Source organism: Occallatibacter savannae, from assembly GCF_003131205.1.
GTDB classification, from domain to species: domain Bacteria; phylum Acidobacteriota; class Terriglobia; order Terriglobales; family Acidobacteriaceae; genus Telmatobacter; species Telmatobacter savannae.
In genome coordinates this window covers 1,400,145-1,415,859 of sequence record NZ_QFFY01000001.1, presented here as the reverse complement: position 1 = coordinate 1,415,859, position 15,715 = coordinate 1,400,145, and the positions used below count along the sequence as shown (strand labels likewise).

The 15,715-nt window shown below is 56.7% G+C and carries 15 protein-coding genes and 1 tRNA gene; 7 read left to right on the top strand and 9 right to left on the bottom strand.

Annotated features, from left to right (window positions below; genetic code table 11):
* Positions 1 to 67 precede the first annotated feature (67 nt).
* The 3 genes from DHV10_RS06235 to DHV10_RS06225 form a co-directional block, all read right to left on the bottom strand.
* Positions 68 to 274 (bottom strand): ATP-dependent DNA ligase, encoded by a 207-nt coding sequence (locus tag DHV10_RS06235; RefSeq protein WP_162601243.1) that lies wholly within the window; start codon positions 272 to 274, stop codon positions 68 to 70.
* A 92-nt stretch (positions 275 to 366) separates the two neighbouring features.
* On the bottom strand, positions 367 to 591 hold the full coding sequence (locus DHV10_RS06230; protein WP_109485382.1) for a hypothetical protein: 225 nt from the start codon (positions 589 to 591) through the stop codon (positions 367 to 369).
* A gap of 85 nt (positions 592 to 676) precedes the next feature.
* Positions 677 to 1,414 carry an SOS response-associated peptidase gene (locus DHV10_RS06225; protein ID WP_109485381.1) on the bottom strand — a complete coding sequence of 246 codons (738 nt, stop codon included), beginning with the start codon at positions 1,412 to 1,414 and terminating at the stop codon, positions 677 to 679.
* A 417-nt stretch (positions 1,415 to 1,831) separates the two neighbouring features.
* Between DHV10_RS06225 and DHV10_RS06215 the strand changes: the two genes are divergently transcribed.
* Both DHV10_RS06215 and DHV10_RS26925 read left to right on the top strand, forming a co-directional pair.
* Entirely contained in the window at positions 1,832 to 2,083 is a 252-nt protein-coding gene (locus tag DHV10_RS06215; protein WP_162601242.1) for a hypothetical protein, read from the top strand.
* An 826-nt stretch (positions 2,084 to 2,909) separates the two neighbouring features.
* On the top strand, positions 2,910 to 3,071 hold the full coding sequence (locus DHV10_RS26925) for a hypothetical protein (protein ID WP_162601241.1): 162 nt from the start codon (positions 2,910 to 2,912) through the stop codon (positions 3,069 to 3,071).
* Between the two features lie 1,040 nt (positions 3,072 to 4,111).
* Here the strand turns inward: DHV10_RS26925 and DHV10_RS26920 are convergent.
* Together DHV10_RS26920 and DHV10_RS06205 are read right to left on the bottom strand one after the other, a co-directional pair.
* Positions 4,112 to 4,279, bottom strand: coding sequence for a hypothetical protein (locus DHV10_RS26920; protein ID WP_162601240.1), 168 nt, complete (start codon positions 4,277 to 4,279; stop codon positions 4,112 to 4,114).
* 402 nt (positions 4,280 to 4,681) lie between these two features.
* On the bottom strand, positions 4,682 to 4,981 hold the full coding sequence (locus DHV10_RS06205; RefSeq protein WP_109485378.1) for a zinc-ribbon domain containing protein: 300 nt from the start codon (positions 4,979 to 4,981) through the stop codon (positions 4,682 to 4,684).
* 412 nt (positions 4,982 to 5,393) lie between these two features.
* Between DHV10_RS06205 and DHV10_RS06200 the strand changes: the two genes are divergently transcribed.
* Positions 5,394 to 5,867: a Crp/Fnr family transcriptional regulator gene (locus DHV10_RS06200; RefSeq protein WP_109485377.1), complete on the top strand. Its 474-nt coding sequence runs from the start codon at positions 5,394 to 5,396 to the stop codon at positions 5,865 to 5,867.
* Positions 5,868 to 6,245: 378 nt separating this feature from the next.
* Positions 6,246 to 7,256, top strand: a complete 1,011-nt coding sequence (locus tag DHV10_RS06190; RefSeq protein WP_109485375.1) for a hypothetical protein — start codon at positions 6,246 to 6,248, stop codon at positions 7,254 to 7,256.
* A gap of 543 nt (positions 7,257 to 7,799) precedes the next feature.
* Here DHV10_RS06190 and DHV10_RS06185 read toward each other — a convergent pair.
* A tRNA-Ser gene (locus DHV10_RS06185) sits at positions 7,800 to 7,874 on the bottom strand.
* Positions 7,875 to 8,448: 574 nt separating this feature from the next.
* Between DHV10_RS06185 and DHV10_RS06180 the strand changes: the two genes are divergently transcribed.
* From DHV10_RS06180 to DHV10_RS06170, 3 genes are all read left to right on the top strand, one after another.
* Positions 8,449 to 9,918 (top strand): YncE family protein, encoded by a 1,470-nt coding sequence (locus DHV10_RS06180; protein WP_109485374.1) that lies wholly within the window; start codon positions 8,449 to 8,451, stop codon positions 9,916 to 9,918.
* A gap of 143 nt (positions 9,919 to 10,061) precedes the next feature.
* Complete coding sequence (locus DHV10_RS06175) at positions 10,062 to 10,871, top strand: TlyA family RNA methyltransferase (RefSeq protein ID WP_338042574.1); 810 nt, start codon at positions 10,062 to 10,064, stop codon at positions 10,869 to 10,871.
* A 24-nt stretch (positions 10,872 to 10,895) separates the two neighbouring features.
* The gene (locus DHV10_RS06170) at positions 10,896 to 11,753 is read left to right on the top strand and encodes an NAD(+)/NADH kinase (RefSeq protein WP_109485373.1); all 858 of its coding nucleotides are present in this window, start codon (positions 10,896 to 10,898) and stop codon (positions 11,751 to 11,753) included.
* Positions 11,754 to 11,802: 49 nt separating this feature from the next.
* Here the strand turns inward: DHV10_RS06170 and DHV10_RS06165 are convergent, their stop codons facing one another.
* From DHV10_RS06165 to DHV10_RS06155, 3 genes are all read right to left on the bottom strand, one after another.
* The gene (locus DHV10_RS06165) at positions 11,803 to 12,342 is read right to left on the bottom strand and encodes a hypothetical protein (protein ID WP_109485372.1); all 540 of its coding nucleotides are present in this window, start codon (positions 12,340 to 12,342) and stop codon (positions 11,803 to 11,805) included.
* Entirely contained in the window at positions 12,339 to 14,240 is a 1,902-nt protein-coding gene (locus DHV10_RS06160) for a sensor histidine kinase (protein ID WP_109485371.1), read from the bottom strand. Before DHV10_RS06160 ends, DHV10_RS06165 begins: the two co-directional genes overlap by 4 nt.
* A gap of 68 nt (positions 14,241 to 14,308) precedes the next feature.
* Positions 14,309 to 15,700 (bottom strand): sigma-54-dependent transcriptional regulator, encoded by a 1,392-nt coding sequence (locus DHV10_RS06155; protein ID WP_338042573.1) that lies wholly within the window; start codon positions 15,698 to 15,700, stop codon positions 14,309 to 14,311.
* Between the last annotated feature and the right edge of the window lie 15 nt (positions 15,701 to 15,715).

The following is a 15,715-nucleotide window of genomic DNA, read 5'->3' as shown; positions in this document are numbered from 1 at the left end:
CTTCGAGCGTTTGCCCAAGGTCTCAGGGCTGACATGATTTGATGGGCACGACCTACAACCGGGAGACCTAGCAACTGAAGCTCGGGCGTCCGTCTTCACCGAATGCGACCAACTCGCCGTCAACAGCAGTTCCCACGGGAAGGGCTTTGCCGAGTGCGGCGAAGACCTTCGGGAACTTCTTGGAAAAGTCCTTCCCGTTTTTCGAAAACAGATGAACGCCGTCTCTATCGCGAATCGCTTGCCCTCGAAATCCATCAAGTTTCAGTTCGTACACCCAATCTGAGCCTTCGGGCATACTGGCGACTGGCAAGCACTCAGTGGGGGCGTACTACCCCTCTGTCGTAGCCGAGAATTTGGTTTTCGACGCTAACTGCGTTCTTCCTCCGGAAACACGGGGGCTAGGATGTTGTTTCTGAAAGCGGCTTCGAACCTCTCACTGAGACCAGCGAGTCGAGCGTCGATTGCCAGTGATACGTATGCTTCTATCGCATCGACTTGTTGTGGGGTGAGGCCTGAATTGTGAAGTTTCTCTTCGGCTACTCGCAGGAACTCAGCAGTGTTTCCAACAATTTCCTTGGCATTCATCTTCATAGGATAGCCCAATCTCATTAGGGACAAAGATTGCCTACGTAGGAAAATCGCTCCATGAGCGTCTGTCCATTGATGTTTGGTTGAGTCATTCAAAGAGTGACGGGGTGGTAGGGACAGTCGCGGCTTCTTGTAGAGGCTCAATCAGGCTTGGGTCATCGTTGCGCGTATTCCCAACCGCTTTGCTCACCTTCCACACCTTCATCTCCTCAGCCGGGTATGGTCTCAGCAAATCAATGGGCAAGTGTGCCGGATCGGTCGGTGCCAACCAACGCACGTAGTCTCTGCGATGCAGGATTACCGGCATTCGATTGTGTAGAGGTTCTACCACTTCATTTGGGTCAGTCGTGAGAACTGTATACGTCCGCAGCTTTCGTCCTGTGGTCTTATCCTTCCACGTCTCCCAAAGCCCGGCAAACGCGAACATCTCATCGTTCTTGAGAGCGATGGCGAAAGGCTGCTTCGTGTTCTCATCCAGCCTCTGCCATTCGTAGAACCAGTCCGCTGGCACGAGGCAACGTCGTGTTTTCCATGCCTCCCGAAACGCCGGACTGGTAGCGACCGTTTCGGACTTTGCATTGATCGTGCTGAACGATGCTTTGCCGTCTTTCGACCAGTACGGTACAAGCCCCCATCGCATGACTGTCAGTTCGCGTTCGCCCGTCTCATCATTCAGGCGCACAACAGGTTGAAAAGTCTGAGGCGCGACATTGAACGACGGCGAGAGGTTTGTTTCATCTAATTCATCGAAGACGTTCGTGTTGTGCGTTTGCATCCATTCAGCGATGCGCTGCTTATCGCCTCTTCTCCCGTATCGCCCGCACATCTATTTCGCTGCCTTCTGCTTCGCCCAGCGTTTCCGCTGTGCCTCGGCGATGCGCTTTCGGGCATCAGCACTCATCTTTCTACGTTTCCGTGCAGGTCTGGTACCAACGGTGGCTTTGACTTGGACTTGGTTGGAGGAGAGCAGTGCGCGGACTTGCCGAAGATGCGAAATTTCGTTGTCGATTTCTGAAATGATTGCTTCAAGACTCATGTAGTCAGTGTAAACGAGGAGATGTTTCGTGCGGACAGGTTGCATCGAGCACGCTAATTTGACTTGTGAATCAGTCCAAGTTCAACGGAGCCGCTGATCAACTTCGATTGGGGATCACGCGGGCGGCGGAAAGTACCGGACTCATGGAGCGCTGGGAATCTGAGCGTCAGTTGTGGTTGGCGGCGTGACGCTGATACGATTTCGCGGATGGAACACAACGAACAGTCAATCGACTCTATGGTTCTGAAGGCGCTGAAGAACAAGAAGATTTGGAAGATCAGCAGCGGGGTCACCTCGGCTGGGTACTTCGTGATCCGCCGCAGTGAACTAGAAAAGCAGCTAAAGCTGAGTAGGCGCGACATAGTCAGCAGCTTGAACCGTTTGGAGATGGCTGGGGAAATCACAAACGACGGCTTCTCCATCGACCAGCCAGACGATCCTATGTATTACGTTAGCTGACGTGAATTGGGGCCGCGTACTTCGATGACAACTTATCTGTCGTGTCGAGCTTGAGACGTTTACCGTAGTGCTCAGCGTTTAGTCCGATATGTCAGGGAAGTGGACTTGACGGTACGGTTGCCACCAGCCAAATGGTCTTAGATGAAGACTTGCACATCAGCATGGATGCCGCTCAGGTGGCTGTGTAACGAGCATTTGAGGATCGGCTGCGGAAAGCCGGGCTGAACGCGCCCGAAGAATATGACTGGGTCGAAACCACCGGCTGAGTTCTCGCCTCCCGCGTGGAGAAAAGAAGCCCGCAACCGTTCTACGAGTGCGGGGCAATACGCACGCATTTCGCCCGTGTGTTCTGCCTAGATTCGGTCTCCGCTACCTGCGTTGCCCATAGTCGCCAACTGCTACAAACACAGGTGGGGAGACCACCTCTCCCCCGAGAGTGAACCTCCCCAACATACCTGTGTAATGACCCATGCAGGGGTCGTTGACGGAGATACGAACGGGGGAGTCAACCGGATTTAGCGGTTCAGGAGAGATTCTATCCCTCAGCCATCCCAGCCACGCCCGACCCGTTCGAGGAGTGCAGGAAACAAAGGCTGCGCTTCGATGTAACCTCATACATCGAGTACGAACATCAATGACCTGAACTCTACCTCACACCCATTCAGCAAAGTGCATCAGAACTGCAAGAAGGGGGTGACCTTTGTCTGGCCGCATTCTAAGTTTTGAGCGAACCTTGAGTTCCCGCCGTGAGATCGTCGAGTTGGATGCGTTACTCATCCACAGAGGCGTTCGCATTCCGTGCCGAGTTCGTGCGGTGAGAATTTCCATGCCGCAATTAGATACATGTGTCTACGTGAAGCCTGACGTAGTCGAGATCAACGTTGACCTGCCGGATAGCGTCTACAAACTGTCGCTTGATGGACGCACCTTCAAAATAGCCAAGAGCGGCGGCAAGTGGCACAGGACTTTCCATCATGCAGTGGTTTAGAGCTTTTGAAGTTGCGGAACCCATATTGCTGATTACGTAACGCGGAAGCTCAATTTGTCAGGCAGGGCATACACTCTGGGTCACCGTTCGGCACTATCCTCAAGGGGCATCTGAAGGCGGGAACTGGAGTGTTTTCCCGTTGTCCTCATCACGACAGGCCTCACACCTTGTCCGGTGCGAGACCATTTCCCAAAACAGTTGAACAGCGGGGCTGTCGTAGCCGCACGGTGCACCTTGCTGCTTCCAGACGAGCAGTTTCCATTCTCGGTATAGCTCTTCGTGAACCGAACACCCCATCGAGCAGGAACGATACTCGGCTCGCCCTCCTATTCACAAGAGAATCCTTTGTTGCGGCAGTCTCCAAAACTGCACCTTCTCTGCTTCGCGCTTTCCGCATCCAAGTTTGCATGGTGCTTCGCTCTCAGGGCAAGCACCCCGACTGCAACGCGGTCGGTGGGCCCGCGCTGTTCGTCGCGTGTACGGCGAACAGCGCTCTGAACTATTTATAAGAGTTGTCTACGATGACATATCAACTAAATCCGGCTCCAGTTTCTAGGTCGCGTGCGGCAGCACGGCAGAATTGTCCCGCCTCAGTCCTGTTTATGTTGGTGGCCGCTTTTTGGTCGTTCCTGTTCGCGATATGGCTGCTACATCCGGGAATCTGAACTCGGAAAGCACCAGAAGCGGTTTCCCCCTCGCGAAGCAAACTCGACAGAAAGCGGGTTTGTTCTGTCTCGGCGTAAAGAGCATCGTGGTATTCGCTCCTCAGTCCTCGCACGTCAGGGAAGAATCGACCCTCGTGAGGCGATTACCTACAACCTGCACACCCTGTAAATTACGGACACTGATTGAAGCCTTTGGAATGGAAAAACTCCCGCTCCGCAGCAGATACTAGACGAGCAGCGGTAGTGAAATATCTGTGACTTGTGGAGCCCTTTTTAAGAAGTAGAAAACCGATAAACAGAGTGTGCTCATCGGAATCGGTGAGAAGCGCCTGCGCACTCGGTCGATGATGCTTGGTGCATACTTTTCGGTCAACCCTAATCGCTTTCGGCCAGTGGTTCAGGTTCGTGATCGCCGACAGCCTCAAGCTCTTCAATTTTTTCGTTCAGAATCTGTTTGAGTTGGGAACTCGCGGGATTGTCGCTGTGGTTTCGCTCGATCTTCTCGACCGTGTCTTTCAGAAGCTGAACCTTCGGATCAGTCATTTTGAGCCCCTCAGAATTCACCAACGTAGTCTTCTCTGATGGTTCTCTGTCTGTTGGGGTTTTCCCTAGGGTTCTCTGGGGTTCTCGACGCAGCGGGCACGCGCAAGCAGATTGTTGCTTCTCACTATTGACGGCTCTGGATCAGTACACGCGGTCTTCTAGCTGTGAGGAGCGTCGGACGGCGGGGTGGAATTCTGCTTGATGTCCTCTTCGCGGCACACGTGACACTTCCGGCGATGTTCGATCATTTCCCAGAATGCTTTTACCGTGAGACTGTCCTCGCCATTACTGGTTCCGGGGTCGTGGAAGACGAGCCATTTCCACTCAAGCTGTAGCGCATCGTGAACAGGACAGCCCATGGTTGGATGATTGTGTCTCATCCACCTTTGGTTGCCCTCAGGCTCAAATAGCAGTGCACACGGGGGATTCCGCCTCAGAGCGGTGTTCACTGAAGCACGCACGGCAATAAACCGGTCTATTCTGCCGTGGAACAAACGGTACGGTCGTCGGCGACCCACAGTCTGCGCAGGTCACTTTGCTATCAGCTCTCATCGGTCGATGGTTCTTCTTTGACCGGCACTCCCGACAACTCTTCGGAGTGTTTGTGAAGCCACGGTCACGGAAGAATGCCTGTTCCCCTGCTGTAAACACGAATTCGACTCCGCATTGAACGCACTTTAAATCGCGGTCAATGAAGTTCATGCTGACCTCCGAGCCGGGAAGACGCGATTGAGATTGGGTTTTGCGAATAGTCTGAGCTTCTCTGGTAGTGACGTCAAGTGTCTCCACCCGTACACCTCCGCATAGTTCGAGAAAAGCAACGCCAGCCGAAAACGGTTTCGGCTGGCGAGGGTAAAACCGATGACTTCCGAACTGATTCTATTGCGATTGATTCTAAGATTGAACTGGGGAGAACCCTTCAATTTCGCAAAAGAAAATGCCTCACCGAGGCGATCTGACGCATGCAGCGAGAGGGAATCCGGCAGCGAGAAATGCAAGGCTACCCCGAATTTGGCTTTTGGTTATGAGTAAGAGCATCGGTCTGATCTGACGAAATGTATGTGATTTGCATCACTCCATCTCCGGGCTCTCTGGCAGCACGGGCGGAGGGGGCATGTTCGGTGATTCCAAAGGCAAGCAGGACTTCTCTGATTTCTGCGATTGGCCCGCTCTGTCCGGAGTGAAAGCAAACGTGGAACTACTCAGAGGGTTCCAGCAGCGCGGAAAAATACTGAAGTGTAAACAGGCGACAGTCCTGTTCACGCAAGGGGAACGTGCGAAGCAGGTCTACTTCGTCGTTTCTGGAGTTGTCATACTGACCCTGCCACTCTCGACCACGAAGACGATGAGATTCGTGGCGGATGACGGTTCCATCATTGGGATACCAGCAGCCGTCAGCAACGAGGCGTATTCAATGACTGCAATCGTCTGGACTGATGCAGAACTGATTGTTCTAGAGCGCGAAGTGTTCTGTGAGATGGTGGCGCACGATCCCGCACTGTCGTCAGGAGTTTTGCAAATCCTTGCGGCTGAAACCCGTTCTGCTCGACTAGCAATCGCGAAGGTCGGCCAAACAGGGCGCAACTGAAACCAGCCATTGATCCTCGATCTAACCCTTTAGTGCTGGTTGAGCGTCTCCTTAACGCCCTGCAATACGTCATCGTCCCGACAGACTTCACAAGATCGACGATGCTCGACCATCTGCCAGTAGAGGCGGACAGTGGGGCTGTCATACCCACTCGAGTGCGCACCGACCTGTTGTTCTACAAGCCTTTTCCACTCGGTTTCGAGTTCAGCGTGCACCCAGCAAGGCATACGCGCCCATTGTAGGACGAATTTCGCCCTTCTCCGCAACTCTTTCTCCACGAAAGGTTTGTACCTTTCTCCTTTGTGACAACGGTAATGACACGCTGCTGGGATCACGGCACCGGTTTAACCGAAATCTGCCATCCTGAATTCATCCGTCATGAGAGATTCCTATCGGGCAGCGTTCAAAGACCAGCTCAAGAAATCCACGCTGCCTCAGAACGTCAAGGTGACGATCAGCGGAGCATACCCGTCACAAGAGACCGCCCAACGGATTTTGGAGACGGTTGTGTTTTTCATGCGGCTTTACGGCACTCAACTCGACCTAAGCGGGTTGGATTCTATCGCAATCGCCGACGATTATCACGAGACTCTCGCCAAATTGGATCGAGGTTTCAAAGCTCCGGCTCTGGTTCCCAGCAACGATGCGTTCGGGACGGGGTACGCGATGGCCGTTCCAGTCCTCCGCGACGGTGCAGTGAAGACCTGCATCGTCCTGAGGTCGGAACTGGGTTGGGCTCTCGATGATCCTGATCACGAGATGCACAGCCGAGGCATGCACATACTTGCTCACGAGGCAGCGCACGCTCATGACAATGAGGTACTGAGACGTACAGTTCCGGGGTTTGTCACGCGCTCAGGCAATAATTCGAAAGATGAATTTCTTCTCGCCACCGCTCACACCTGCTGGATGGAGTACATCGCTTCCCGGCTCAGTGCCCAATGGAGTATTCGCACGTACTGCGGGGAGCTAGAGCCGCGCCTCTGTGACATGCTCTCGTCGGCGAAGGAGAAGGCAGAAGACTCGATTCACGGATATAGATTTCACCGAAATCAGAAGCTTGCTGAGGGTGACATTCAAAACATCTTCGGGAAAATTCTCATTCGTTCGGCTTACCTTGTCGGACACGTACATGGACTAGGAAAGACCGTCATCGACATGGCACCCCATTACTGCAAGCTAATCAACGAGCAAACGTGGTTCTCGCCCATCTTTGAGCGGTACGAATCCAATCTCAGAGAGATGCATTCCACGTACGGCAGTTGGACGAGCGTGGATGTGTTTAGTCCACTAGTCGGCACTTGTGAGGATTTGTTGAGTGCAGGAGGAATGCGGTACGTCACTGCGCAGGTAGGGAGTGCGCGGCTCGAAAGAGCGTCGGAAAGCTGAGCGTCAGTTGTGGTGGGCGGTGTGAGCCACTTGAACTGTTAAGCGTGAGGACTGCCGTGGAGAGAGGCGACCAACTTGGGTAGCACCGTGGTTCTATCCTCGCCTTCAGCGAACAAGGCCCGCTAAAGATGATGGTTTCAATGTACTTGTCAATCGTCCCTTCAAATACTCTTCTAGGTCGTACTCGACTTTGGATTGTCTGCGATGTCCCTAGCAGCCAGCAGAACCCGGTACGAAACATGTGCCGTGGTGTTCATGAAGTCCATGTTTCCAGCGTTTCGAAGAATACCTTTCCCCAGAAGTATCGTTCATTGACTCGGTCGTATATGAAGGCGAACGAGTTTCGGGTACTCCCCTGAATCTCGGCCTGATGCGGGTGTGCCTTCTTTGGCGATGCCATACAGCTTTCCTCAGGACTTCCTCAGGACATCCTCAGGGGAGACTCGGCTGTACAGCTTTGGCTCCGCTGAAGATAGTGAGGTTTCGAACTCTTTCCGCACAAATGCCCAAATCCCGACCCGTAAAGCTTGGGTATTATTTTGTTGGTGCCCCCGGAAGGACTCGGACCTTCATCAGCCGGATTCGAATCGGGTGCTCTATCCATTGAGCTACGAGGGCACTGCGGGGACATTGGGAGTCTGATCACTTCCAATGTCCCTTCCTACACTCGCCTGACCGTCGCTCCGCCGATGTTCGCGAACAGGCCAGCATCGAGGGAAGGCGGTCGGGAGCTTACTACTACATCGATTGTAGGAATGTTCTGGAAAAATTGGCGCGTGGAAAACCCGGCTACTTCTCTGGATTCTGCGGAAGGCGTGGGTATGAAATGTTCCGCATGTCACCTACAGTGCGCTCGGTTTCGTGAAGTGCATTCCGTTACCTTAAAATCACTTGGTTCACCAACCTCGTCGGGCAAAACGCGAACCAAAGTAGTAAACAAAAAATTTTGAGCAATGCGGTTGTAGCTGTTCAATGTACCCGCGCTATCCCGGAAGAAACACCTGTTCACCCTGTTAAACTTGGAACGTCCAATGCTGAGGTATACCCGGTTGCAACTGACAGGCTGTCAGCCTTTTTTGTACAAGGAATGTACAAAAAACCGCGTATTTCAGTAAATCTGCTCCATGTGTTCCATTCGCACAATGAGCATTTTCAGTAAGTTGTTGATTTTAGAGGAGGTGCTAGGTACTGAATGAGTCTTTTTCCCAGAGTTTCAGGCCGGGCGTGTGCGCGGCTGGTTCAGGCAGGCCTCGCGTTGGGGGCGGCCGCCGTGTTTGCCGGATGCGGCAGCACGTATCGTCCGGTAATTACGCCGATCGGGCCTTCCGGGCCGGCGGCACAGCCGATTGGATACGCAGTCGTAGTCTCGTCCCCGGCTTCTTCGGCTGCGGGAGTTGCAACGGTCATCGACTACTCCGGCGACACCATCATGGTGCAGGCGCCGATCGGGCCCAACCCCTTTGCCTTCACGCTGGACTCCACCGGCTCCAATGGGTACACGGTGAACAGCGACGGAACCCTCACGAACTTCCAGGTCTCGCAGTCTGAGCCGCAGGTGAAGGACATCCACTACTCGACGCTGCCTCCGGCCGCGCAAACGGTGGGCTTGTTCTCACCCAGCACCGGCCTGTGGGTCTCCGACCTCAACCAGAACGTCATCGACGTGCTGGCGCCTTCCACGGCCGCGCAATCGTTCAAGCTGGCGATCCCTGTAGCGACCACCCCGGTGACCGTCGTTGGGCAGGGCACCACCGGGCAGCATGTGTACGCCGTCAGCCAGAATGTGCCCTTCGCCACCACCTGCAATACAAATCCATCTTCTGTCGGTGCAAATGGCGAAGCGGACGCATTGGAGACGACGAGCTTCACGGTCTCCGCACGCATCCCTCTCGGCAAGTGCCCCGTCTACGGCGTGCAGAGCACGGACGGCCGCCGCGTTTTCGTTCTGAACCGCGGCAGCGACAATATTACCGTTATCAACAGCCAGAACAATGCGCTCGACCAGTGCGCCCCGTTTGTCAATCAGAACGGGCAGCCGGTTACATGCCATCCCAGCTTGCCGCTGTCCACCACGGCAGGCCTGACGGGAGCGAATGTGCCCGCGACTGCCGGACCAGTCTACGCCGAGTACATCGCGGCGACGCAGCAACTGATTGTCTCCAACTACGACGGCGGAACCATCAGCCTCATCGATGTGAGTCTCGATCAGTACGGCAACGACAGCCCCACCTTCGGCACCACGTTCACCATTCCCGTGGGACACAATCCGGCAAGTGTGACCGCGCTCTCTGACGGAAGCCGGGCGTATACCGCCAATCAGACCGACGGAACTGTCACTATCGTGAATCTCTCGAGCCACACCGTTGAGAAGACGCTGCAGGTGTCTGGCCATCCGCGCACCGTGGTGTCTACGTCAAACTCGCTCTACGGAAAGGTGTATGTCGCTTCGCCCGACAGCACGTTCCTCACAATCCTCCGCACAGATCAGGACATCGTCGACACCGTGGTTTTGATCCAGGGGAACCTGATCGATGTGCGTACCACCAATCAGAACGGAGTGCGCGGCAACGTCAACATCTCGAGCCGCATTCCTGGCGCCGGCCAGCCTTGCTACCGTCCGGGCACAGAAGGGTCTCTGGCTACCTGCCAGGCCATCCGATAGCGCTTCGGTAAAGGAAGCTGTAGAAGCCATCCACATTCCGGATGGCTTTTGCATCTGAGCCGGCGGGCTCCGACACTCAGCCCGGTCCTGAGCAATCGCCTGTACGAAACAGCTAGTCTTTATCGGGAGGTAACGGCAAGGCTTTGGCAGCAATCGGCAAAACGCGCCTCGATGTGCTTCTCGTCGAACGCAACCTGATTGCGAGCCGCGAGCGCGCCCGCGCCATGATCATCGCCGGTCGCGTCCTTGTCAATGAGCAGAAGGTCGACAAGCCGGGTGCGCCGGTTGCGGCTGACGCCAGCGTTCGCTTGCTTGGCGAAGACATGCTTTACGTCAGCCGTGGCGGGTTGAAGCTGGAGGCGGCGCTCGATCACTGGCGTATCGAGGTAAGCAGACGAGCCTGTCTCGATATCGGAGCGTCGACCGGTGGATTTACCGACTGCCTGCTGCAACGGGGTGCAGCGCACGTCACAGCCATTGATACGGGTTTTGGGCAGATCGCGATGAAGCTCCGCAATGACGTACGCGTGCGGCTCGCGGAGCGTACCAATGCGCGGTTCCTCGCTGCGAACGCGCTGGCAGAGCCTGGGATGCCGCAGCTGACGCTGCTGGTGATGGACGTTTCGTTTATCTCGGCGACGCTGCTCCTCGGCCCGGTATTTGCAGCTGCGCCTGCTCTGAACGAGGCCGTGATCCTGGTGAAGCCGCAGTTTGAAGCAGGACGCGGGAACGTCGGCAAGGGCGGCATCGTGCGCGATCCCGAGGTGCACAAGATGGCCGTCGAAAGAGTGGAGCACACGGTGAGTGAGCTAGGCTGGCAGGTGGTCGAAACAATTCCTTCTCCGATCACGGGCACGGAGGGCAACGCAGAATTTCTTCTCTATGCGAAGTGGAGCCGTCTTCAGCCTTCATCCGGCAGCTCTCAGGATTCAACCTCCGCAAGTAGCTCGTAGCTTGGCCGTTTAAACTGAGAGCGCATGATCCCTGTCGCGATAGTCAGTAAGCCGCGGAAGCCTGAACTCGCGCAGTTGCTGCCGGAACTTATCGAGTGGCTGCGCAAACACGATTACGATCCGATCCTCGATCGCGAGGGCGAGTGCTACACGACCACCGCGCCGGCCGTGGATCGTGCAGATCTGCCTGCACACAAGCCTGCTCTTGTCATTGTGCTTGGCGGAGACGGCACACTGCTCTCCGTCGCTCGCATTTTCGCGGCGACCGGTACGCCGGTCCTGAGCGTGAACCTTGGATCGCTGGGTTTTCTCACCGAGGTTCGACTGGCCGATCTCTACACGACTCTCGAAAGCTGGTGCTCGGACTGCCACACTCTGGATGCGCGGCACATGCTCCACTCCGAGGTTCGGCGCGGCGGCGAAGTGGTGCGCACGTTCGAAGCACTCAACGAAGTCGTCGTCTCCAAGGGCGACATCGCGCGCATGGGCGAGTTCGCAGTCGAGTTGAACGGAAAGAGCGTTGCGCACTTTCGTGCCGATGGCGTGATCGTCTCGACGCCCACCGGTTCAACCGCGTACACGCTCGCTGCCAACGGCCCGATCCTCACTCCAGATGTAGACGCGCTCGTGGTCACGCCCATCTGCCCGCACCTTCTCACGCTGCGGCCGATCGTGGTCCCCGGAGCGGCGTGCGTTAAGGTGCGCGTCGAGGGAGTTCCCACCCAATGCCTGCTCACCGTGGACGGCCAGATCGGATTCGAACTGCATCTCGACGATGAAGTCACATGCCAGCGGTCTGCTCACACCGTGAACCTGGTCCGCATCAGCGAGAGTGGCTTCTTCGAGGCGCTGCGCAGCAAGCTGAGCTGGGGTGAGCGCTGAGGGGCTTCCGCCCTTCAGGTCACATCGCCCTGGTAAGAATTCAGTTTGGCTACGGGTGTAGTTCGTCGAGGAAGACTTTCGCTTTTTCGGCAAGAGTGCGTGCGGCGTTGACGTCGCCAGTTTTCAGAGCCTCACGTGCCTGCTTGATAAACTCGCGGATCTGAGCGGCTGTCTGCTGCTCCTGATCGTTCAGTTTGCGCGTGATGCCGTTGAGTGACTTCTCCGTCTGCTCGATCGAAGCGTCAGTTTGTTGACGCGTGTTCGCGGGATCGCCAGCGCCAAGCACGCCGGCGGCTGAAACCGCTGGCGGCGGCGCTGCGGAAGCGATTTGCGTATTGGTGTTTGCAGGCTTCTTATGCTTAGGCGGTCTCTTCACCGGCTCGGGGGGCGGTGGAATCTGCTGCTGGACCGGCTGTTCGGGAATCGTGACGGTTGGCGGAGCAATGGGCGCAGGCTCCGGCTTCGGCGCAGTCGACTCCTCGATTGGCGGCGGCAGCGGCTGGTTCTGTGCGACCCGGGCCTTGCGATGAAAACACCCGGTCAGCACGAATGGAAGCAGCCACGCAGCGCATTTTGCGCCGAGCTTCATGTTTGCAACCCCTTTGTCTCTTCCACCTGTGCCGGCTGCAGATGCCGACGTCCCCATTCCGTGGCTGCGAGTGGAATGCGCAGGAAGAACTCCGTGCCACGGCCCACCTTCGATTGTACGTCGACGCTGCCGTGGTGCAACTGCAAAATGCGGTAGGTCATGGCGAGGCCGATGCCGCTGCCGCCGCTCTTCGTAGTGAAGTAGAGATCGAAGATTTTCTCGAGAATCTCCGGCGGAATTCCAACTCCATTGTCGGCAATGCGAAGCACCGCCACTCGGCGTTCTTCTTCGAGCGTCACGCGCAGAGTGCCACCGTTCGGCATCGCCTGCGCGCCGTTCAATGTCACGTTGAGGACCGCTTGCTTAAGCAGGTCAGCGTCCACGTTCACGATCAGCGGCGTTGAGGGCAGCTGGCTTTCCAGCTTGACGTTATGCGTGGTGAGCTCGTCTGCAGCCAGAGCGAGCACGTCGCCCACAACCTTGCGCAAGTCCTGCTCGCGCAGCTGCAACTCGACAGGCCGTGAGAAGTCCACAAGTGTTTGCACCACGCGGTCGAGGCGGTGAATCTCGGCGTCGATCACTTCGAGATGCCGGGTTGCAGGCGAGTGCTCTGCCGCAAGCTTATTCTTCAGCAATTCGAGATGGACCACGATGGCATTGATGGGATTCTTGACCTCGTGCCCGACGCCGGCCGTGAGCCTCCCGATTGCCGCCATGCGCCGCGACAGCTCCAGTTCCGACTCGATCTCCTCCACCGATTCCAGATCGTGCAGGGTAACGAGCGCGCCAAGTCCGGTTCGCGTCCGGTCATCGTAGATGAAGTCGACCGATGCCTGGAGGCGGCGCCCGGATTCGGTCTGAACCTCTTCCTGAACGAGGGTGACTCCAGCATCGAAGGCCTCGCGCAGAGTGCGGCCGAGAACGGTGGATCGATCGAAGATTTCATTTGCCTGCAGGCCGAGGATATTGTCTTTCTCTCGATTGAGAAAGCGTTGAGCAGCTTCTGAAACGAGGACCGCGCGGCCGTCGCCCGTGAAGAGCAGGATGCCGTCCTGGAGGTTCCCGAGGATCTGGTCGAGGTTTTCCTTCAACGCGGAGAAGACCTCTTCGACGTTGCGGATGCGTTGTCCGATCTGCTCGATTTTGGTTGAGACCCTTTCGGCCGTATCGAGCCTCGGCTCTTCTTCCCCTTCCTTTTTAGGACCGGCGGGAATGGGCGCCAGGAAGTCGAGCTGCATGCTGATTTCTTCCATGGGACGCAGCGCGAGGTTGCTCAGCAGGAACGCCGCGATAAGCGCGGTGCCTGCGGCGAAGGCCATCAGCTCGACCGCCTCCTGCATCGAGGGCTCATAAACGTGCTGCAACAGCGTCGTCCGTACGCCCACGTGGACACCGAGGAAGGGCTCAAAATCGCGATCCTGCGGGACCACAATGTCGAAGACCTTTCCCGGACCATAGATGTCGCGCATTTTTGTGATCGGATCCGCTGCGACGAGATCGCTGTATTTCTGCCTGTTATCGAGCTTCGCCGGACTTCCGGGCAGAGTGGTGAGGATGATGTTGTCCTGCGTATCGGTAATGGTGATGTCGTTGACCGTGAGCGAATACATCACGGGCGCATCGATGGCAGCGCGGAGAATCTTGCTGCTGTGGATCGTCTCGGTCGCCAGCTGCATCAGCTTCGCCTTGTCGCCCGGAGCAATCATCTGATCTTTCAGCCCGGTCTCGAGCGCCTGCTGCAATGCGAACCGCACCTGATTGGCGACCATGCGGTTGGCGTCGTAAGACTGTTGAATGGCGGCGTCTACCAGGTGACTGACGTAAACGAGAGACAGAATGCCTGCGATCAGGAAGACAAGGCCGGTGATTGCAAGAACGAGTTTTGTCTTCAGTCGCATGATGTGGTGTGAGGCTCAGCTCTGCCGGAGATCCTGCTGCAAACAGACGAAGACTGTCGTGGAACAGCTCAGGCTGCCGGATCTTCTCGCGAATGCTGGTTGTATTCCTTCAGCTTGTTGTGCAGCGTCTTCAGGCTCACGCCGAGTATCTCGGCAGCACGGGTTTTGTTCTGCCCAGTCGATTCGAGCGTTCGCAGAATGAGCATGCGCTCGGCCTCGTCTACCGTTGTTCCGACGCGGATCGGCACGATGCTTGCGTCATTGAAACGGGGCGGTGCTGCAGCCTGTGTCGAGCCGAACGTGCGGGGAAGATGACCGGCATCAAGCGGTGTTCCATCGGGGCAAAGAATCACGGCCCGTTCGATCGTGTTGCGCAGTTCGCGCGCGTTGCCGGGCCAACTGTAGGCGAGCATACGGTCGAGGATCGAATCGGACAGGCCGGATACGTGGCGGCCATGCTTCTGGTTCATCTCGCGCACCATGGCTTCTGCCATCGCCTGCAGGTCCTCCATATGTTCGCGCAGCGGCGGCATATGGATGTGGAAGACATTGAGCCGGTAGAAGAGATCCGCACGCAGATGCCCCTGTGCCACAGCATCTTGAGGATCGCGATTCGTGGCTGCGAGGACGCGAACATCGACGTCCTGCTCGGTACGCGCGCCAAGGCGGCGCAGCTTGCGTTCTTCCAGAACGCGAAGGAGCTTGGCCTGCGTGCCGATCGGCATTTCGCCGAGCTCGTCGAGCAGCAGCGTTCCGCCCGAAGCAAGTTCGAAGCACCCGGCGCGGCGTTCCACGGCTCCGGTGAACGCACCTTTTTCATGCCCGAAGATTTCGCTTTCAATCAGCGTCTCCGGAATCGCTGCGCAATTCACCGCGAGGAACGGCCGGCTCTTTCGCGGGCTCAGATCGTGCAGCGTGCGCGCTACAAGCTCCTTGCCTGTGCCGCTCTCGCCCGTGATCAAAACGGAGACGTTCGATGGCGCAATCTGCTCGATCAGCGCGAAGGTCTCACGCATCGGCTTCGAACTGCCAACCATGGAGCCGAGGATGCCGGTGTTCCGCAACTGACGGCGCGTGACTTCAAGCTCGATCTCAGTCGCGCGCTGGCGTGTAGCGTTGGCGAGGATGTTGCGGAGCCGCGTGGCATCAACGGGCTTCTGCAGGAAGTCGTACGCGCCAAGCTTCATGGCGTCGACCGCGGTCTGGATCGAGCCCTGTGCGGTCAACAACACGACCGCCACGTTGGAGCTTGCACTCTCGGCTAACTTCGTCAGCAGTCCGATGCCGTCCATGCGCGGCATCTTGAGGTCGGTGACCACAATGGCGGGATCCCAGACGAGGGCCTTTTCCCAGCCTTCGATACCGTCGCGTGCTGTCTCGGTCTGGTAACCCCAGCCAGAGATCAGTTCCGCGAGTCCCATCAGGGCATGCGGTTCGTCCTCGACGATCAAAACTTTCACCGGGTTTTGCATATC